The 18,654-nt window shown below is 66.0% G+C and carries 17 protein-coding genes; 9 read left to right on the forward strand and 8 right to left on the reverse strand.

Annotation, left to right across the window (positions count from 1 at the left end; genetic code table 11):
* Window positions 1-34: 34 nt before the first annotated feature.
* Both AC2IR1_RS22185 and AC2IR1_RS22190 read right to left on the reverse strand, forming a co-directional pair.
* Complete coding sequence (locus tag AC2IR1_RS22185) at window positions 35-661, reverse strand: ribonuclease HII (RefSeq protein ID WP_486474145.1); 627 nt, start codon at window positions 659-661, stop codon at window positions 35-37.
* Window positions 662-739: 78 nt separating this feature from the next.
* The gene (locus AC2IR1_RS22190) at window positions 740-1,285 is read right to left on the reverse strand and encodes a hypothetical protein (RefSeq protein ID WP_486474146.1); all 546 of its coding nucleotides are present in this window, start codon (window positions 1,283-1,285) and stop codon (window positions 740-742) included.
* A gap of 283 nt (window positions 1,286-1,568) precedes the next feature.
* Here AC2IR1_RS22190 and AC2IR1_RS22195 point away from each other — a divergent pair, with 283 nt between their 5' ends.
* The 3 genes from AC2IR1_RS22195 to AC2IR1_RS22205 are packed head-to-tail and all read left to right on the forward strand — an operon-like array spanning window position 1,569 to window position 3,298.
* Window positions 1,569-1,856: a hypothetical protein gene (locus AC2IR1_RS22195; RefSeq protein WP_486474147.1), complete on the forward strand. Its 288-nt coding sequence runs from the start codon at window positions 1,569-1,571 to the stop codon at window positions 1,854-1,856.
* A complete protein-coding gene (locus AC2IR1_RS22200; RefSeq protein ID WP_486474148.1) occupies window positions 1,828-2,529 on the forward strand; it encodes a winged helix-turn-helix domain-containing protein in 702 nt (233 codons plus the stop codon). Before AC2IR1_RS22195 ends, AC2IR1_RS22200 begins: the two co-directional genes overlap by 29 nt.
* A gap of 16 nt (window positions 2,530-2,545) precedes the next feature.
* A complete protein-coding gene (locus AC2IR1_RS22205; RefSeq protein WP_486474149.1) occupies window positions 2,546-3,298 on the forward strand; it encodes a LamB/YcsF family protein in 753 nt (250 codons plus the stop codon).
* Window positions 3,299-3,397: 99 nt separating this feature from the next.
* Here AC2IR1_RS22205 and AC2IR1_RS22210 read toward each other — a convergent pair whose 3' ends face one another.
* From AC2IR1_RS22210 to AC2IR1_RS22225, 4 genes are all read right to left on the reverse strand, one after another.
* A complete protein-coding gene (locus AC2IR1_RS22210) occupies window positions 3,398-4,576 on the reverse strand; it encodes an ABC transporter permease (RefSeq protein WP_486474150.1) in 1,179 nt (392 codons plus the stop codon).
* Between the two features lie 13 nt (window positions 4,577-4,589).
* Entirely contained in the window at window positions 4,590-6,248 is a 1,659-nt protein-coding gene (locus AC2IR1_RS22215; RefSeq protein ID WP_486474151.1) for an ABC transporter permease, read from the reverse strand.
* A gap of 112 nt (window positions 6,249-6,360) precedes the next feature.
* Complete coding sequence (locus tag AC2IR1_RS22220) at window positions 6,361-7,443, reverse strand: extracellular solute-binding protein (protein WP_486474152.1); 1,083 nt, start codon at window positions 7,441-7,443, stop codon at window positions 6,361-6,363.
* Window positions 7,444-7,557: 114 nt separating this feature from the next.
* Window positions 7,558-8,658, reverse strand: coding sequence for an ABC transporter ATP-binding protein (locus AC2IR1_RS22225; protein ID WP_486474153.1), 1,101 nt, complete (start codon window positions 8,656-8,658; stop codon window positions 7,558-7,560).
* 398 nt (window positions 8,659-9,056) lie between these two features.
* Between AC2IR1_RS22225 and AC2IR1_RS22230 the strand changes: the two genes are divergently transcribed.
* Window positions 9,057-9,737, forward strand: coding sequence for a TetR/AcrR family transcriptional regulator (locus AC2IR1_RS22230; protein ID WP_486474154.1), 681 nt, complete (start codon window positions 9,057-9,059; stop codon window positions 9,735-9,737).
* Between the two features lie 64 nt (window positions 9,738-9,801).
* Here AC2IR1_RS22230 and hglS read toward each other — a convergent pair whose 3' ends face one another.
* Both hglS and AC2IR1_RS22240 read right to left on the reverse strand, forming a co-directional pair.
* On the reverse strand, window positions 9,802-11,223 hold the full coding sequence (hglS, locus tag AC2IR1_RS22235) for a 2-oxoadipate dioxygenase/decarboxylase HglS (RefSeq protein ID WP_486474155.1): 1,422 nt from the start codon (window positions 11,221-11,223) through the stop codon (window positions 9,802-9,804).
* Between the two features lie 21 nt (window positions 11,224-11,244).
* Window positions 11,245-12,540, reverse strand: coding sequence for an NAD(P)/FAD-dependent oxidoreductase (locus tag AC2IR1_RS22240; RefSeq protein ID WP_486474156.1), 1,296 nt, complete (start codon window positions 12,538-12,540; stop codon window positions 11,245-11,247).
* 206 nt (window positions 12,541-12,746) lie between these two features.
* Between AC2IR1_RS22240 and AC2IR1_RS22245 the strand changes: the two genes are divergently transcribed.
* From AC2IR1_RS22245 to AC2IR1_RS22265, 5 genes are all read left to right on the forward strand, one after another.
* Window positions 12,747-13,676, forward strand: coding sequence for a LysR substrate-binding domain-containing protein (locus tag AC2IR1_RS22245; protein WP_486474157.1), 930 nt, complete (start codon window positions 12,747-12,749; stop codon window positions 13,674-13,676).
* 427 nt (window positions 13,677-14,103) lie between these two features.
* The gene (locus AC2IR1_RS22250; protein WP_486474158.1) at window positions 14,104-15,177 is read left to right on the forward strand and encodes an NAD(P)H-dependent glycerol-3-phosphate dehydrogenase; all 1,074 of its coding nucleotides are present in this window, start codon (window positions 14,104-14,106) and stop codon (window positions 15,175-15,177) included.
* Window positions 15,174-15,968 carry an HAD-IIB family hydrolase gene (locus AC2IR1_RS22255; protein WP_486474159.1) on the forward strand — a complete coding sequence of 265 codons (795 nt, stop codon included), beginning with the start codon at window positions 15,174-15,176 and terminating at the stop codon, window positions 15,966-15,968. Before AC2IR1_RS22250 ends, AC2IR1_RS22255 begins: the two co-directional genes overlap by 4 nt.
* Before the next feature lies 1 nt (window position 15,969).
* Window positions 15,970-17,475 (forward strand): glucosylglycerol-phosphate synthase, encoded by a 1,506-nt coding sequence (ggpS, locus tag AC2IR1_RS22260; protein WP_486474160.1) that lies wholly within the window; start codon window positions 15,970-15,972, stop codon window positions 17,473-17,475.
* A 251-nt stretch (window positions 17,476-17,726) separates the two neighbouring features.
* On the forward strand, window positions 17,727-18,497 hold the full coding sequence (locus AC2IR1_RS22265; RefSeq protein WP_486474161.1) for a hypothetical protein: 771 nt from the start codon (window positions 17,727-17,729) through the stop codon (window positions 18,495-18,497).
* Window positions 18,498-18,654 lie beyond the last annotated feature (157 nt).

Genomic DNA, 18,654 nt, shown 5'->3' on the forward strand with positions numbered 1-18,654 from the left:
AATCGAGGTCAATTTATTTATCTGAATCAGGGGCTTAGTTTTCGTCTCGACACAAGATATTGCGCACGGGTGCGAAAGAACGCCTATGATGTGGGGTCACGCCGAGATCTAGGAGCGCCGCCTTGTGCACCGGAGTCGGGTATCCGGCGTTCGATTCCCACCCGTAGCCGGGGTACTGTTGCGCCAAAGCCTCCATCCGCTTGTCGCGGGCGATCTTGGCCATGATCGAGGCCGCAGCGATGGAGAGCGACTTGGCATCGCCCTTCACCACGGCGGTCGCGGGCAGAACCAGGGCCTTCGGCAGACGGTTTCCGTCGACCAGGACGTGGTCGGGCCGGACCGGCAGCGCCTCCAGCGCGCGCATCATGGCGAGGTGACTGGCCTGCAGGATGTTGATCTCGTCGATCTCCTCGACCGAGGCTTCGGCCACGGCCACATGGGCGCAGGCGGTGATCGCCTCGAACAGGGTTTCGCGGGCAGTGACGGAGAGCTTCTTGGAGTCGTTGATGCCCGCGGGGATCGCGGTGGGGTCGAGGATGACGGCAGCGGCCATGACGGGCCCGGCGAGGGGACCGCGGCCGACCTCGTCCACGCCTGCGACAAGGGGGGCGCCCTGCGCGATCAGGGCCTCTTCGAGGGAATAGTCGGGGGTGGTTTTCATCCCCCCATTTGAACGCGAAACCCGCCCGGAGCAAGGGCTCCGGACGGGTCGACGAGGGGCTGGGCTGGGTCTGGGCGATCAGGTGGAGGACCAGCCGTTCTTCTGCATGCAGGCCTTGCGGTAGATATATTCCGGGCCCTGCTGCGGGCGGCCCTGGTGGCGGTCGTCACCGCCCCAGTGGGCGCCGTGCTGGCCCTGGTACTGGCCATGGTATTGGCCCTGCGGACGGCCGTAACGGACGGGATCGGTGCGCTGGATGCACTGCTGCGGCAGACGCTGCGGCGCAGAGGCGCTGCGACGGGCGCAGGAGACGTCGTAGCCGATCGCGGTGTAGCCGTTCACCCGGGTGCGCACCTGGCAGGCGTCGGACACGGTCAGGCGCGGGCGGTACTGCGGCTGCTGGTGGCGCGGCGGCTGGTGATAGCCCGGTTGCGGCGCGGGGCGGGCCTTCGACTCGTTGGCCAGCGCGCTGCCGATGATCGCGATGGCGCCGATGCCGATCAGGGCGCGGGCCAGTTCGTCATTGCCGGCCTGCGCCGGGGTGACGGCGAGGGAAGAAAGCGCAACGGCCCCCGCGATGGTGGAGAGCAGGGCCTTGCGGGTGGTGCGGAAGAAGCGGGTCATTGATCTGTCCTTTCAACTCTGCGGCGGGGCGTGTTTCCTGCCGCCTGCTGGGTGCCTTGCCCGCCGTCCCGGGACGGGCTGTGAAGCGATGAGAGGAGATTGGGGCCGCCGCCGCCTGCCGGGCAATATCACCCGCGCGCTATCCGATAGCGCCCCTGGAACCCCCACTGCTATCCGATAACAACGTCACGAAAAGGCTGCCGGGTCAGACTGTTATCCGATATCGGCCGCCGCCCGCCGCTCTGTCATTGAATAGCGGCGGGGGATCGCCGAGAGTGGGGCCATGAAACGTATCTCCGCATATCTCGCGCTGGCCCTGACCGCGCTTTTCCTGCCCGCTGCGGCGCAGGCGGCCTGCTATGCCGACTACAAGGCGAAGCGGGATCAGCCCTACGAGCTGCACTACGGCGTCATGCAGATATCCGCCTGCGACAAGGGCGCGGCGACCTCGGAAGTGAAGCAGAGGCTTGCACAGGCGGGCTGGGTCCTGCTCAATATCGTCTCTGTCTTCGATGACAGCGGACTGGCAGCCAGGAAGGCCGATGCAGGACCCTACTTTCTTCGCTTCTGACATCCGGAAATCCGGAAATCGCGCCGTGGCCCTGGGCCTGGCGGCAGTGGTGGCCGTGCTCGCACTGGCCGCCATCTTCCTGTTCCTGACCCTGCCCGACGCCAATGCCTTCAACCACCGGGTCGAACGCATCTTCGTCGAAAACGACCTGACGACCCAGGCAGAGGTCAAGCTGCTGAACATCCTGGCCCTGTCCGGCACCGCCTTTTCCGAGACGCTGACCAGCTACCGCATGGTGATCTTCGTGCTGCTGCTGTTCTCTGCCGCGCTCCTGCTGGCCGCGCTCGGCTCCCTCGTCATGCTGGTGACGCTGAACCGGCGCATGGCGCAGATCGAACGCGCGGGGATCGAGGTGAACTCGCTCATGATTTCCCGCGATGAGAAGATGGTCTACCTCAACAACCTGGGGTTCCGCCTGACCGATGCCGCGCTGGAGACGCTTTCGGTGCTGGCGGAGGCGCGGATGGACGACGACGTGCTGTCGGGCGCACAGATCGAGGCGATGATTTCCGGCCGGAACGAGGCCGACTGCGAGGAAGCAGCGGGGGCCACTCGGATCAAGCGGTTGCGCGATACCCTGGGCAACCAGATCGTCAGCGAGCTGCTGATCAAGAATATCGCGCGCCGTGGCTATGTTCTTTCCGTCGGCAAGGATGTTATCCGGATGCTGTGACGGCAGCGGAGGGACCATGACCAAGATCGACATCAATTCCGACCTGGGCGAAGCCTACGGCCCCTGGCCCATGGGCGATGACGAGGCGATGCTGGACATCGTCAGCTCTGCCAACGTGGCCTGCGGGGGGCATGCCTCCGATCCACAGACGATGTTCCGCACGCTGGAGCTCTGCCGGCAAAAGGGCGTCGTGGCCGGTGCGCATCCGGGCTATGCCGACCGCGAAGGTTTCGGCCGCCGGGTGATCCCCATGACGGCCGAGGAAATCACCCGGATGACCGCCGCCCAGATCGGTGCCCTGGCCGGAGTTGCGACGCTGACGGGCACGCCGCTGGCCTATGTGAAGCCGCACGGGGCGCTGAACACCTATGCCTGCGCCAACCGCTGGGCCGCCGATGCCATCGCCGTGGCGGTGAAGGCGAGCGGGCTGACCATGCTGGCGATCTCGGGCACCGAGCTGGAGAAGGCCTCCCGCGCGGCGGGCATCCCGACGATTTCCGAGATCTTCGCCGACCGGGGCTACCTGCCCTCCGGCCTGCTGGTGCCGCGTGGGGAACCGGGGGCGATGATCCACGATCCCGGGGCCGCCGCCGACCGTATCCTGCACCTGCTGGACACCGGCCGCATGCAGACGGTGACCGGGGAGGAGATCGAGCTAGAGGCGCAATCGGTCTGCGTGCATGGCGACGAGGCAAGTGCCGTCGCCCTTGCGGCTGAGCTGCGCGCGCGGCTGGAGGCCGAAGGCGTGACCATCGCGCCCTTCATCTGACTGGGCCACGCTCTGACAGGGCCGGGTCCGATTGGGCCGGGCCGACACGAAAAAGGGGGCCTCTCGGCCCCCTTTTGCATTGCATGAACGGCATTCCGATCAGCTGGGCGACATGCCCCGGAGCCGTTCGGAGCGGCGCCGCAGCAGTTCCACCGTTGCCAGCAGCGCGATGGAGATCCCCACGAGGATCGTCGCCACGGCAAGGATGGTCGGCGAAATCTGTTCGCGCAGGCCGATGAACATCTGCCAGGGCAGCGTCTTCTGGCCGGCGGAGCCGACGAAGAGCACCACGACCACCTCGTCGAAGGACGTGATGAAGGCGAAGAGACCGCCGGAGATCACGCCGGGCAGGATCAGCGGCATCTGCACCCGGAAGAAGGTTGTGATCGGGTTGGCCCCCATGTTCGCCGCCGCGCGGACCAGGCTTCGGTCGAAGCCCACCAGCGTCGCCGTCACCGTGATGATGACGAAGGGAATGCCGAGGGCCGCGTGGGCCAGGACGACGCCCAGGTAGGTGCCCTGCAGGCCGATGCGGGAGTAGAAGAAGTACATCCCCGCGGCCGAGATGATCAGCGGCACGATCATCGGCGAGATCAGGATCGCCATGATCGCCTGCCGGAAGGGCACGTGCGGTTGCGAAAGGCCGATCGCCGCCAGGGTGCCGAAGCCCACGGCCAGCAGCGTCGCCACCGGCGCGATGCGGACCGAGTTCCACAGGGCGCCCTGCCAGTCGGAGTTGGTGAAAAAGTCGCGGTAGTGCTTCAGCGAGTAGCCGGCCGGATCGAAGGACAGCATTTCAGGCGTGAAGGTGAAGAAGTCCTCGGCGTTGAAGGACAGCGGCATGACCACCAGGATCGGCGTGATCAGGAAGACCAGGATCATGCCGGCGATGGTGCGGAAGGCATAGTGCCACAGCACCTGGCCAGGGGTCATGTAAGGCGGGATGTTTTCCCGGTAGCGACCGGAGGCGGTGAAGAAGATCAGCCAGCCGAAGAAGACGCCGAAGATCAGCCCCATCACCGCACCCGGCACCCCGGCGAAGATCGCGCCAAGAGCGACGAAGATCACGGCGAGCGCCAGGCGGGCGGGTTTTTCCATGTCCCGCAGGAAGTTCACCACCACCCAGGTCAGGGCGAAGATGACCACCGCGCCCAGCACCAGGCCCAAGATGCCGGAGCCCTGCGCCGTGCCGATGAAGATGCCGAAGAAAGCGCCGAAGATGGCCGCGACGGTCGCGGCGAAGACGGCGGATGTGGGTTTTGCGATTGCCAGTGCCATTGATGCGCCCTCCTCAGCCCAGTTTCACGTTGTCGATGCCGACGATCCGGTCGTAGGCCCAGTAGAGCACCAGAACCACCGCCAGCAGGATCGCGCCAAGTGCCGCGCCCAGACCCCAGTTCAGAGAGCTGGAGATGTGGTAGGCGATCCGGTTCGAGATGAAGGTACCGGTCGTGCCGCCGACGATTTCCGGCGTGATGTAGTAGCCGATTGCCAGGATGAACACGAGGATCGAGCCTGCGCCGATGCCCGGCACCGATTGCGGGAAGTAGACGCGCCAGAAGGCGGTCCAGTTCGTCGCGCCAAGGGACTTGGCCGCGCGCAGGTAGGTCGGCGGAATGCCCTGCATCACCGAGTAGAGCGGCAGGATCATGAAGGGCAGCAGGATGTGGGTCATCGCGACGATGGTACCGAACTGGTTGTTGATCATGACCAACCGGTTCGCATCATCCACGAGGCCCAGCCAGACCAGCACGTCGTTGATCACGCCCTGCTGTTGCAACATCACCTTCCAGGCCGAGGTCCGCACCAGCAGCGAGGTCCAGAAGGGCAGAAGCACCAGGATCATCAGCAGGTTGGCCTTGGAGCTGGGCAGGTTCGCCAGCAGCCAGGCCACCGGATACCCCAGCAGGATGCAGGAACAGGTGATCACCAGCGACATGAAGAGCGTCCGCTTGAACAGCATGATGTAGATCTGCTGGTTCTCGGGGCGTGCCTCGATCCCGTCCGGGGTCAGTTGCAGGTCGACGGCGTTCAGGAAGTAGCCGGAGGTGTATTTCGACGAATAGACCTGCACCGTTGCCCAGATGTCGGGGTTCAGCCAGTCTTCGTCCTCATCCCCGAAGAAGGTCTTGTAGGGGATGTATTCGATATCCGCGGTCGCGGCCTTTGCCTCTTGCAGCTGCTCGGCACCGGGGCCGGAATAGCCCGCGACATCGGCGGTCTGCAGGTCGGTCATCAGCGCGGCGAAGACGGTTTCCCAGGGGTCCTCCTCGGCCACGACATCTTCGTCGACCAGGGCGGTGTAGACGGCGAAATCGGTGTAGGCGGCGGTGGTCAGCGGCAGCAGATCCTCGATTGCCTGGGAGGGGGCGAAGCCCACGTCGCCCGACAGCTTGTCGCCCGTCACGGTTTCGACCCGCTTGATGTGTTCTGCCACGAGATCCTCGTCGACGGCGCCGGTGCCGGACATGAGCTCATACCAGAATTCGGGGGTATCCCAGGCCTTGTCGATCTTCTTCAGCGGCTTGAGGTAATCCTTGCCCAGGTCATCCAGGCTGCGCCCGGTGGAGCGGAAGAGAGAGGAGACGCCGGTGTATTCGTAGTTCAGGCGGGTGCCGAGCTTGGTATGTTCCTTGGCCTCGGCCGCCAGGAACAGATCGTAGTAGAGCGCCTCGTAGACATCCTCCCCCGGCGCGTCGCCGGTGGTGTGATCCCAGTCCTTCAACACCGCTGTGGTGGAGGGCAGGGTTTCCGAGACGATCTCATTCTCGACCGAGCGGAACAGCATGTCCGCGATCGGCGCGATGAAGGTCACCAGGACGAAGATCAGCAGCGGTGCGATCAGCATCAGCGCACGCATCTTCTGGCGGCGAAGGGCACGGTTCAGGCTGCGTTTCAGAGGCGTGCCGTCGGCGGCCAGCATCGGGCCGTTCTGGGTCGTATCGCTCATATCGTCCCTGTTTGTCTGTTGGGATGGCCCACTCGCGGGGCCTTTGGGGTGGGGCGGGCCCGAAAGCCCGCCCCGATCAGTCAGATCGCGTCACGCGATCCGGCGCATCAGATCACTTGGCCAGCCAGGACTGGAACTTGGCGTCGATGTCGTCGCGGTAGTCAGCCCAGAACTCGTAGTTGTAGAGCAGGGTGTTCTTCGCGTTCTCCGGATCGGTCGGCATGTGCATCTTCATGTCTTCCGGAACGGCCGGAGCAGAGGACAGACGGGCCGGGCCGTAGGAGATGTACTTGGCCTGGTCGGCCAGACGCTGGGTGTCGGTGGCGAAGTAGACGAACTTCTCGACCGCTTCGAGCTTCTCGTCGGACAGGCCGGCGGGGATGATCCAGCCATCCAGGTCGAACACCTGCATGTCCCAGAGCATGCCCACGGGCTGGTCCTGCTCTTCGATCACGGAGTAGAGGCGACCGTTGTAGGTGGAGCCCATGAAGACTTCGCCGTCAGCCAGCAGCTGGGGCGTGTCGGCACCGGAGGACCACCAGACCACTTCGTCCTTGATGGTGTCGAGCTTGGCCAGGGCCTGATCCTGACCTTCCGGGGTCGCCAGGACGTCGTAGATGTCGTCCTTGGCAACGCCGTCACAGTACAGCGCCCATTCCATGTTGTTGATCGGACGCTTTTCCAGGGCGCGCTTGCCCGGGTAGGTGTCCAGATCGAAGATCGCGCAGATGTCGGAGGGCGCATCGGTGCCCTCGGGGACCAGGTCGGTGCGGTAGCCGACGGTGGTGGAGTAGACGATCTGCGGGATGAAGCAGTCGGAGACGATCATGTCGCCGAAGTCATCCTCGGCCGAGGTGCCGTCGGGCGCGGGCGCCAGCAGCTCATCGGGGTCGTATTCCATCGCCAGGCCTTCGTCGCACAGACGGATGGCGTCAGCGGCGACGACATCGACCAGGTCCCAGGTGATGTTGCCGGCTTCGTTCATGGCGCGCAGCTTGGCGACGGCCTCGGCCGAGCTCTCGTCCCAGGTGACGGAGACGTCGGAGTTCTCGGCGAGGTAGGGCTCAACATAGGCCTTCTGCTGCGAATTCTGGTAGGCACCGCCCCAGGAAACGAAGGTCATGTCCTCTGCGGCTGCAGCGCCGGCCAGCAGGGCCAGCGCGGAACCCGCGAGGAGGGATTGAGTGAGTTTCATTGCATAACTCCCATTTTCAACCCGTTGGTTTCATTATGGATCCGCCGTTACGGGTGAAACGCACGGTATCTCGACAGGCTGTTGCCGTCCCCACGGCAACAGGTGTTCCGGTGATCAGGGATCAAGCGCCCGGCAGTCATCGGGCAGCCAGCCGATCTCGATCACTTCGCCCTTCTTCAGGCGGACCTGATCAGGGGCGTTACGGGTCTTCATGACGAAGTCCTCGTTGCCGGCGACCCGCAGACGGGTGCGGAAGATGTCGCCCATGTAGATGAATTCCAGCACCTCGGCCTTCAGCAGGTGCGCGCCTTCCTGAAGACGCTCCTTGTTCATCTCGACCCGTTCCGGGCGGATGGACACCTTGGTGCGCTGGCCGACCTCGGTCACGTTGACCGGGCGGGCCGAAATCAGGGCACCGCCATCCAGTTCGACGGTGCAGACATTGCCGGAGATTTCCTTGACGGTGCCTTCCAGCGTGTTGTTTTCACCGATGAACTGCGCGACGAAGCTGTTCTGCGGCTCCTCATAGAGCGCATCCGGCGGTGCCAGCTGCTGAATGCGGCCATCGTTGAAAACGGCGACGCGGTCGGACATGGTCAGCGCTTCGGTCTGGTCGTGGGTCACGTAGACCGTCGTGATGCCCAGTTCGTGCGCCAGGCGGGTGATTTCGAACTGCATGTGTTCGCGCAGCTGCTTGTCGAGCGCGCCGAGCGGTTCGTCCATCAGCACCAGTTCGGGTTCGAACACCAGGGCGCGGGCCAGGGCGATCCGCTGCTGCTGGCCACCCGACAGCTGGGTCGGCCGGCGCCCGGCGAAATCGCCCATCTGGACCATGTCCAGCGCGCGCTTGATCTTCGCCTCCCGATCCGACTTGCCCATCTTGCGGACTTCCAGCGGGAAGGAGAGGTTTTCGGCCACCGTCATGTGCGGGAACAGGGCGTAGTTCTGGAAGACCATGCCGATGCCGCGCTTGTGCGGCGGGATGTTGTTGATCGACGTCCCGTCCAGCTTGATCTCGCCGTAGGTGGCCGTTTCGAAGCCGGCCAGCATCATCAGGCAGGTCGTCTTGCCGGAGCCCGACGGCCCGAGCATCGTCAGGAACTCGCCCTTCGGCATCGTCAGGTTGAGGTCCTTCACGACCAGCGTTTCGCCGTCGTAGCTCTTCTGCACACGTTCGAATGCGACGAATGCCTCGCTGTCAGATGTTTCTGCCAATTCTGGCTCCCCGTTTCATTTTTTGTTCGCAGACCTACGGATCCGCGCTACCGTTGGGCGGAAGTTTGCCGCCAGGCCGCATGGCCCACTGTACAAGGCGGTCCGTCACTGCCGATCCAAACTTCAAGGCCAGCTCCTCCGGCCCCTACAGATGGCAGCATTTCACCCATGAACGCCATTCATCTTCAGTCTTTAATCATCTTTGAGCAGAGTTCGCATCCCGAAATCCGGAGATTTCCTGCGCTTCCGCCCAGTCTTGTCGTGATTTGATCACTAGCCTACCCACATGCTCACGAATTAGGCAACCCCCTCGCACGGAAAGAGCGCCCCACTCTTTCCACCCGCCTCACTTGCGAGCATCCTCGGAGTTGAATAACGTTCATTTCCATGAGGGCGAAATGATGCGGAACGACAGCGAGAGCGAGATGAAGGAAGGCCGGGTGGCGCGGCGGCAGCGGCGCAACCGGGAGGCCCTGATTCGCGCGGCCAGCGACGTGATGTCCGAAAAGGGCATCGATGCGGCGACCATGCTGGAAATCGCCGACCGCGCCGATGTCGGGGCGGGCACCGTCTACAACTACTTCCGATCGAAGGACGACCTGGCGATCGCCGTGCTGGAAGAAATCATGCAGGGCCTGGCCCTGCGGGTCGAGGATGCGACCTCCGGCTTCGAGGACCCGGCACATGTCTACGCGGTGGCGCTGATGACGGTGCTGGAAACCGCCACGACGGATACCCGCTGGCGCCAGTTGCTGAACCGCTCGGGCATCGTTGCGGACGTGATGTACCGGCGCATCGGCCCCTTCACCATCGACCTGCTGAGCCGGGCGGCCTCCACCGGGCGGCTGGCGCCGGGCGACCCGGCCCTGGCCTGGAAGATGAGCACCCATGCCATCGTCGGCTTTGGCCTGGCGGTGACGCGCAAGGACATGTCCGCCGTCTCCATCCCCAATGCGGCCGCGCGGCTGCTGTGCCTGGCCGGGCTGGACGCGGGCGAGGCGGAGGAGCTGGTCGCGAGGCCGCGCCCGATCCTGCCGCCCGAAAACGTTCTGCAGGGCTTCGCCGGCACAGGGGATTAAACCGGCGACTGAACCGGGGACGGGCTGCGCAGGACCTGTCACGGGCAATTGGCCCTCACCCGTATCAGCCGCCTACCGCCACCGGGACACCTGCAAGCAGGCTCAGCGCTTGCGCCAGGCTGCGCGTTTCGACCTCTCGGTAGAGCTCCATTTCAGAGATCACGGCCCGGCCAAGTGCCGCCTCGAACACCTCGCGGTTGGCGGTTTCGCCGAAGGTCGACTGCTCATCGGTTCCCAGGTTCGACTGGAAGATGCCCGCGGCGGAGACCGGCAGGAAGTCTTCGTAGGTCTGCGGATCGGCCACCAGGGCGCCGGCGTCGATCAGGGCCTCGACCGTATCCGGCGCGGCCTGCAACCCGTCGGGCAGCGGCCCGGCAACGCGGTAGCGGCAGAAGGCCAGGCCCTCGCGCCGCATCGCCCCCGCATCATCGGGGAAATCGGCAAAGGCCGCCTGCAGGGCATCGACATAGCTTCCGGCCCCCTCTCCGCCTGCGCCGACCGCAGCGGAGGCACGCGCCCGAGCCAGACACTCGTCGTAAAGAGCGCGCCCGGCGGGCGTCAGGGCGACGCCGCGCTGTTCGATTTCCCCGAAACGGGCGGTATGGGTGCCCTCCTGGCCGTTGTCGCCGCCCTCCCCGGGGAAGAGGATCGCCTCTTCCAGCGCCTTGAAGGAGGTCTGCCGCAGAAGGATGTCCACCGCGCGGCGCGGCGGGCCCTCGATCACGGCCTTGGGCGCGATGCCCCGGTCCGGCATGCCCTTCTGAACCGCGTCGATGTCCAGCGTCCGGGGCGTCAGGTGATTGATGTGCGGCCCGTGGAAGCAGACCACATCGGCGATCAGCCGGTGTTCGGCGGCAAGCCGGCCGTAGGTGCGGGCCGTGACCGTGGCATCGGAATGCCAGCGGAAGGTTTCCAGCGCCTCCGCCACGAAATCCGCCGCATCTTCGGGCGACAGGCCGCCTTCGGCCTCTGCCTGCGCGATCAGCTCCAGGCAGCGCGGCGTGACGATGGCGCGGCGCGACAGGATCTGCTCCGCCTCGGCCGCAAGGGCGCGGTCTTCCAGCAGTTCCAGCCGGATAAGAGAGGTGAAGACGCGGAAGGGGTTGCGCGACAGCGCCTCTGTCGTGACCGGGCGGAAGGCGGTGGAATGGACCGGAAGCCCCGCGACGGACAGGTCGTAGTAGCCCACCGGCGACATGCCCATGACCGCGAACATGCGACCGATGTTGAAAAGCTCCTCTGCCGTGCCGAGGCGGATCGCGCCATGGCGTTCGACGTCGAGCCGCTCCATTTCCCCCGCGGCCTCCAACCGGGTCCGCAGCGCGGGATCGGCGGCAAGGGTGGCCGCGTTCACGTCTTTCACCAGGTCGATGAGCGTGCCGTATTGCGGCACCTCCCTGCGGTACATTTCCGACATGGCGCCGGAGAAGAGCGTGCGGATGTCATCGGGCGGCAGCAGGGAAGAGGGCGGAACGGGCTGGGTCATTGCGATCTCCGATCGGGCCGGTCAGTGGGTGGGGGCGGGCCGGTTCAGCAGACCGGGCCGCAGGGCATGGGTGAGGGTCGCGCCGAATTCGTACCAGGCCTCGTAAAGCCCGCTCAGCGGCTCCCGGTAGCCCTGGCGGACAGGCAGCGGGAAGGCATCGGGCCGGTCTTCCAGCAGGGCCGTGGCCGCAGCGATGCCGAAGACGGTGCCGGGGCAGATGCCGCGCCCGGAATAGCCGAAACAGGCATGGGCGGAGGGGCCGAAGTTCACCACCTTGGGGATATGATCGCCGGTCATGGCGATGCGCCCGCGCCAGCTGTGTTCGAAGGGGATATCGGCAAGCTCCGGGTAAAGCTCCTTCACCTTGCGGCGGGCCCAGCCGGCGTGGATGGAGGCCCCCGCCCCTTCGGCATTGCCCATGCCCCCGACGATCAGCCGCCCCGCCGCGTCTATCCGGACGGAGGACATGACCATGGCCGTATCCCAGCAACCTTCCCCGCGGGGAAGGATTTTCGCTTTCACCCCCTCAGGCAGCGGAGCAGTAGCGAATTGGCTGTAGTTCACCACAACATATTGTGGTGCATATCCGCCCGCGATGGCCTCGTGATAGGCATTCGTCGCCAGCAGAAGGCGCGGCGCCGTGACGGTGTGGCCATTGGCGGTCACGGTCCATACCCCATCCGCATGGCCGATGGAGGTCACGGCAGAGCCTTCGTGCACCCGGGCGCCCAGCTCCGTCGCGGCGCGGGCCAGGCCGGTGCAATAGGCCAGCGGCTGCACCGTGCCCGCGCGGGGATCCAGCAATGCGCCATGAAAGGCCCCGCTGCCCGTGCGCGCCGCCGTTTCCGCTGCATCGAGCAGCTGCAGGGGCGCGCCGTGGCGATTGCCCTGGCGGAACCGGTTCTGCAGATCGGCCAGACCGGCGGGCGAATGGGCCAGGTGCAGGGTGCCGCTGCGGGTCGCCTCGCAGTCGATGCCGTGTTCCGCGATGCGATCGAAGACCATCTGGGGACCCTGGCCCAGCTCCTCCACCAGGCGGGTGCCGGCCTCTTCGCCCATCTGGGCAATCACGTCGTCCGGCGGCAGCCAGAGGCCCGCATTCACGAGCCCGACATTCCGGCCGGATCCGCCATGGGCGATCGAATTGGCTTCCAGCACCACGACGGAGGCGCCGCGACGCGACGCTTCGAGCGCTGCGGCATTGCCCGTGAACCCGGCGCCGATCACCACCAGGTCGGCGGAAGTGTCCGCCGACAGCGGGGTGGTTTCCAGCCGTTCCGCGCAGCTGGCACGCCAGAGGTTCGTGTCGGCCGTCACGGCGCCACCCCACAGGGCCTGCGGCCGGAGCGATGCGCGGGGCGGGTCAGGGGGGCAGGAAACATCGCGGACCTTTCGGATCGTCGGCCAGGATACAGGAGCGTCGCGCAGGGTCATGCGCCGCACCGGGCCTTTCGCGTCAGGCTAGCCGGTGGAATCGCCGCCAAAAAGCGATAGAAAATCCCAGACACTGGAGAAAAACTCACATGCTTGCCCCGCGACGCTTTCTGCCTTCGATTTCATCCCTGCTGGCACTGGAGGCCGTCGACAGGCTTGGCTCCGCCACGGCCGCCGCGCGGGAGCTGTCGCTGACCCATTCGGCCGTCAGCCGGCAGTTGAAGGTTCTGGAAGGGCAGATCGGGGTCAGCTTGCTGGTGCGCGAGGGGCAGGGCCTGTCGCTGACCCCGGCGGGGGTGAACTATGCCCGGTCGGTTCGGGACTGCCTGCAGGACCTGGCCCAGGCGAGCATGCGCCTTCGCGCGAGCGGATCGCGGGACAGTCTGAACCTGGCCCTGCCGCCCAGCTTCGGTATGTACTGGATGGGGCCGCGGCTGCATGCTTTCATGGCCCGCCATCCGGAGATCCAGGTGAACCAGGGCACGCGGATGAGCCGGTTCGACTTCGCGCGGGAAAAGTTCGATGCGGCGGTCCACTACGGGACGGAGGACTGGCCGGCGGTGCATTACCTGCCGCTGTCGCGGGACCGGGTGATCCCGCTCTGCGCGCCTTCGCTGTGCCCCGACGGGCCGCTGATGCCCGAGGCGCTGCGACAGATGCCCCTGCTGCACCTCGACAGCCGGCCCGGCGCCTGGGAAAGCTGGTTCGAAGGGCACGGCCTGTCCGCCGGGCAGCTGCGCGGCCCGCTGTTCGACCAGTTCTTCACCATGGCGGAGGCCGCCGCCGCGGGCTTCGGCCTGGCGCTGTTGCCCGGCTTCCTGGCGGAGGCGGAGGTCGCCAAGGGGCGGCTCGTGAAGGCCTACCCCGACTACGTGACCGCCGACGGGACCTATTTTCTGGTCTGGCCGCGCAACGTGGAACCGCGCGAGCCACTGCGCCTCTTGATCGACTGGCTGAAGGACAGGCGCGATCCCGCGCTGTCGGATCCGGCGACCCCAGGGGCGCTACCGCCCGGCTGATCCGCCCGGCACGGGGTCGGACGGCCCCACGCCCCCCCCCCCTGAAGGCACCTCTGACTGCCACCCCGGGTCACCCAGCCGCAGCGCGAACATTCCGCAGTGCGGCGAAATTTCGCCGCAGCGAAGAAAACCTTTCCCCGCAAATCAGTGCCTTAGACAGAATTCCCGGTGTTTTCCTTGTCTTAACGGGTGGTCACGCTACTATGTCAAACAAAGTTGATGCGGCGAACCCGAGGGCCGACCACGGTCTTTTCCATTCGCGCGACGGTCTTGCGACCTGTCCCTGCTCCTTGCCGCAGGCCCCTGATCCGGGTCGGTGGAGCGCGCTTTGTCAGACGAACGCGTAGCCGTAACGAGCACCTGAAAGGAGTTCGCCATCAAGGATTCTCTCTCCGAACCGTCACCTATCCCCTACAACCGCGTCACCGTGCTGGGCGCCGGCAGCTGGGGCACCGCCCTTGCCTCTGTCCTGGCGCGCAACGGGCGCGACGTTCGTCTTTGGGCCCGCCGGCCCGAACTGGCGCAGGGGATCAACGAAACCGGCGAGAACGTCGACTATCTGGATGGCGTGACCCTGCCGGAGGGCATCACCGCCACCGCGGACCTGGGCCAGGCACTGGATGGCGCCGAGGCCGTGCTGATGGTCACCCCCTCTGCCACGCTGCGGCCAATGTGCCAGGCCATCGCCCCCTTCCTGCCCGAGGGCATCCCGATCGCCCTGGCCTGCAAGGGCGTCGAACGCGGCACCGGCTACCTGCTGTCCGAGGTTGTCACCGAAGAGCTGCCGGGCCATGTCGTCGGCGCCGTGTCGGGCCCGACATTCGCGAAGGAAACCGCGCTGGATCACCCCACCGCGGCCACCGTCGCCTTCCCCTTCTCCTACGCGGACCGGCTGGAGCCGGAGGCAAGCCCCGCGGCACGCATGGCGCTGTCGCTGTCGGGCAGCGGCTTCCGCGCCTACGTGTCGGATGACCTGGTGGGGGTCGAGGTCGGCGGAGCGATGAAGAACGTGATCGCCATCGCCTGCGGAATGATGTCCGGCGCCGGCTTCGCGGAGAACACCCGCGCCGCCCTGATCACGCGCGGCATCGACGAGATGAAGCAGATGGCCCAGGCCCTGGGCGGCCGCCGGGAAACCGTGACCGGCCTGTCGGGCGCCGGGGACCTGACGCTGACCTGTTCGTCGACCACGTCACGCAACATGTCGCTGGGATACCAACTGGGACAGGGCATCCCGCGCCCCTCCTGCTTCGAAGGCCGCCCGGTGGTGGTCGAGGGGGAGGTCAACTCCGTCTCCGTCACGGACCTGGCGCGGCGCATCAACGTGCCCCTGCCGATCTGCGAGACGGTGCATGCGGTGCTGCACAAGGGCGCCGACCTGCAGGAGGCGTTCAATGCGCTCTGGGCTCGCCCGATCGAGGCGGAACCGCAGACCCTTTCGATGTCCCTCGCCCATCCCTTCCCCGATCAACCCCTGCAATTCGGAGCGACAGACCAGTGAACGTCCATGCCTCTCCGCGCCCGGATATCGCCGCGCGCCGTTTCACCCTTGCCACCGACCTGGACGGGACCTTCCTTGGCGGGACAGAGGCGGAGCGTGCCGCGCTCTACTCCTGGATCGAGGCGAACCGCGACAGTGTCGGCCTGATCTTCGTCACCGGGCGCGACCCGGAATTCATCATGGAGATGTGCCGGGAGCGCGGCCTGCCCTGGCCCGAGTACGTGGTGGGCGACGTCGGCACGACCATTGCCGAGGTTGCGCCCGATGGCTCCGTCGTGCCGATCGAACCGCTGGAGGAAGACATCGCGGCCCGCTGGAAGAACAGCGGCCCGGCGGTGCGCGAGGCCCTGGAAGATCACCCCGGCCTGGCCCTGCAGGCCACGCGGTTCCGATACCGGGTGAGCTATGACCTGTTCCCCGACAGCTTCGACGACAGCGCGAAGGACAAGGTCGAAGAGATGGAGCTGGACTGGCTCATCTCCGACAACCGCTATTTCGACGTGCTGCCCAGGGGCGTGTCCAAGGGGCCGTCGATCCGGCGCCTGATCGAACACCTGGGCATCCCGGAGGCGCGCGTGCTCTGTGCCGGGGATACCCTCAACGACCTGTCCATGCTCGTGTCCGGGCTGAATGCCGTCGCGGTCGGAAATTCCGAGACCGCCCTGACGGATCGCCTGGATGCGCATGACGCCAGCAAGGACAGCGTCTACCGCGCCCGCGCCCATGGCGCCGCGGGCATCCTGGAGGCGATCGACGCCTTCGACCTGCATGATATTCCGGAGAAGAACTGAAATGTCTTCCAATCTCGTCATCGTCTACCATCGCCAGCCCTATGAAGAGGTCGAGGTCGACGGCAAAGTCGAATACCGCGAAAACAAGAGCCCCAACGGCATCGTGCCGACGCTGAAAAGCTTCTTCGGTCGCTTCGAAAAGGGCGCCTGGGTGGCGTGGAAGCACGCCGAGGACCCGGCGAACCCCGATTTCGAACGGGTGATCGAGATCGACGACCAGTACGGCAAGTACACCGTGTCGCGCCTGCCGCTGACGCCGGAACAGGTGACCAGCTTCTACCACGTGTCGTCGAAGGAGGCCTTCTGGCCGATCCTGCACGGCTTCAAGGAGCGCTACAACTACGACCCCGTCGACTGGCCCACCTTCCGGGAAGTGAACTGGGCCTTCGCAGAGGCCGCCGCCGCCGAGGCTGCCGAAGGCGCTGTTGTCTGGGTGCATGACTACAACCTGTGGCTGGTGCCCGGTTACCTGCGCACCCTGCGCCCCGACGTGAAGATCAGCTTCTTCCACCACACGCCCTTCCCCAATGCCGACATCTTCAACGTGCTGCCATGGCGCAAGGAGATCCTGGAAAGCCTGCTGTGCTGCGATGTCGTGGGCTTCCACATCCCGCGCTACGTCAACAACTTCGTCTCCGCCGCGCGGTCGCTGCTGGAGGTGGACACCGTCAAGCGCGAGAAGGTGAAGCCCGAGATGAACGCCCAGACCTCTGCCCTGTCGGAGCAGTCGGTGGTGACGGAACTGGAGTACGAGGGTCGCACGATCCGCCTGCAGGCCAGCCCGGTGGGTGTCGACGTGGATTACATCGAGGACGTGGTGGCCCGGCCCGAAACCGCCACCCGGGTCGAGGAGATCCGCAAGGAGCTGGGCGACTGCCGCCTGATCCTCTCCGTCGGACGGACGGATTACACCAAGGGCGGCATCGAACAGCTGCAGAGCTTCGAACGGCTGCTGGAAAGCCGCCCAGACCTGCGCGGCAAGGTGCGGCTGATGCACGTCTCGGTCGCGGCCAATGCCAACATGACCGCCTACGAGGAAATCCAGCACGACCTGGAGCATATGGCGGGGATGATCAACGGCCGCTACGGCAGCTTCGACTGGCAGCCGGTTGCGCTGATCTCCCGGCCCGTGCCCTTCACTGACCTGGTCTCCTACTACCGCGCCGCCGACGTGGCCTGGATCACCCCGCTGGCCGACGGCATGAACCTGGTGTGCAAGGAATTCTGCGCCGCGCGGACGGATGGTGACGGCGTTCTGGTCCTGTCGGAATTCGCCGGGGCCGCCGTGGAACTGGCCGCCGCTGTGCCGACCAACCCCTTCTCCCACAAGTCGATGGATGGCGCGATCCAGTTCGCCCTGGACATGGAGGAAGAGGAGCGGCGCGGCCGGATGCAGGCCAACAGGGAGATGGTGCGCCGGCAGGACATCCGGTTCTGGGCAGAGGACCAGATGCAGGCGCTTGCCTCCGACTTCTTTCCACCGGCCGCACCCCGCGCCGCCCGCTAAGGCGCCCGCCAGCAGGCCCTGAGAGCGGCCAGGAGGCCGCCCGGAAGGCCGCGAACAGCAGGCGTCGGAGGGATCGCCCCTCCGGCGCCTGATTGCGTTCCACCGTCCGTTTTCCGCCGTTTTTCCCGCGATGTCAGGGACATGGTTGCACTCGGCCTGCGCAAGCGCCCAAAACTGCGCCGACGTCCGGCCCTTTTGGGGGTCGGATCCTGTCGCGCGGTCCCTGCGCGATATTTTACGGAGTTACGAGTTTGAAAGTTTACCTGCATGTCGGGTTTCACAAGACCGGCACGACCTCTTTCCAGAAGCTCCTGGCCGAGAACCGGACGCATTTCCCCCGCGGCTTCAGCGCCTATGCCAGTGCCCTGCGCAACGGACGCAGCACCACCCTGGGCTTTCCGAGGTTCCACAAGAGGGCTGCCTTCTATGGCACGGCACATCTGAGGCGTGACCTTTGCGCGCTGCGGCAGGAGATGATCGACGACCGGGCCGAGGTCGCGCTGGTTTCCATGGAAAACGCCCTGGGCCGCATCCCACGCCGTGCCGAGGGCGGCAATTTCTATCCCAATGGCGCCACGGTCATCCGTCTGCTGGACGAGGTCTTTGCCGGAGAGGCGCCGGAGTACCTTTTCACCACCCGCAATCCTGAGAGCTGGGCGCGCAGCCTGCACGGGCACCTCGTGCTGAACCGTGGGCTGAACACCACGGAAGACGCCTTCCTGGAGAAGGCACGGATCGAGGAATTCCGCTGGCAACGGCAGATCGCGGCCGTCATGGGCCGCTCTCGCAGCGCCTGGCACCGCTTTGCCATGGAAGAGGACCTGGAGCACCCCCTGGGGCCCGGGGCGGCCATCCTGGACCATATAGGTGCCGAGCGGACGGGCGCGGAGGCCTACAGGCCGCTGCAGCGCGCGCAGAATGCGGGGCTGGACCGCCGCGCGAAGGCGCGCCTCTTCTCACCCCGACTGCGGCTGCTGCCCGCCCCCCTGCGCCGGCAGATCGCGCAGAAGGTCGCGCGGTAATGCAGGCCCGCCGCCTTGCAGCAGGCGGCGGGCCATGCGCGAAAGCGGACTAAGGGAATGTGGACGGCGGGAGTTCGGGGGGAGTTCTGGCCGGACATAAGCGGGACCGCGAACACGTAGACCCGAAAACGAGAAATGCCCCGCTCTTACAGCGTGT

The organism is Pseudooceanicola sp. NS-SX8 (genome assembly GCF_057380755.1).

Bases quoted from the DNA above. Each gene is read 5' to 3' on its own strand.
- AC2IR1_RS22190 (WP_486474146.1), bottom strand. From the start codon at position 1,285: ATGACCCGCTTCTTCCGCACCACCCGCAAGGCCCTGCTCTCCACCATC.
- AC2IR1_RS22230 (WP_486474154.1), top strand. From the start codon at position 9,057: ATGATGCGGAACGACAGCGAGAGCGAGATGAAGGAAGGCCGGGTGGCG.
- AC2IR1_RS22185 (WP_486474145.1), bottom strand. From the start codon at position 661: ATGAAAACCACCCCCGACTATTCCCTCGAAGAGGCCCTGATCGCGCAG.
- AC2IR1_RS22215 (WP_486474151.1), bottom strand. From the start codon at position 6,248: ATGAGCGATACGACCCAGAACGGCCCGATGCTGGCCGCCGACGGCACG.
- AC2IR1_RS22200 (WP_486474148.1), top strand. From the start codon at position 1,828: ATGCAGGACCCTACTTTCTTCGCTTCTGACATCCGGAAATCCGGAAAT.
- hglS (WP_486474155.1), bottom strand. From the start codon at position 11,223: ATGACCCAGCCCGTTCCGCCCTCTTCCCTGCTGCCGCCCGATGACATC.
- ggpS (WP_486474160.1), top strand. From the start codon at position 15,970: ATGTCTTCCAATCTCGTCATCGTCTACCATCGCCAGCCCTATGAAGAG.
- AC2IR1_RS22220 (WP_486474152.1), bottom strand. From the start codon at position 7,443: ATGAAACTCACTCAATCCCTCCTCGCGGGTTCCGCGCTGGCCCTGCTG.
- AC2IR1_RS22195 (WP_486474147.1), top strand. From the start codon at position 1,569: ATGAAACGTATCTCCGCATATCTCGCGCTGGCCCTGACCGCGCTTTTC.
- AC2IR1_RS22205 (WP_486474149.1), top strand. From the start codon at position 2,546: ATGACCAAGATCGACATCAATTCCGACCTGGGCGAAGCCTACGGCCCC.
- AC2IR1_RS22210 (WP_486474150.1), bottom strand. From the start codon at position 4,576: ATGGCACTGGCAATCGCAAAACCCACATCCGCCGTCTTCGCCGCGACC.
- AC2IR1_RS22245 (WP_486474157.1), top strand. From the start codon at position 12,747: ATGCTTGCCCCGCGACGCTTTCTGCCTTCGATTTCATCCCTGCTGGCA.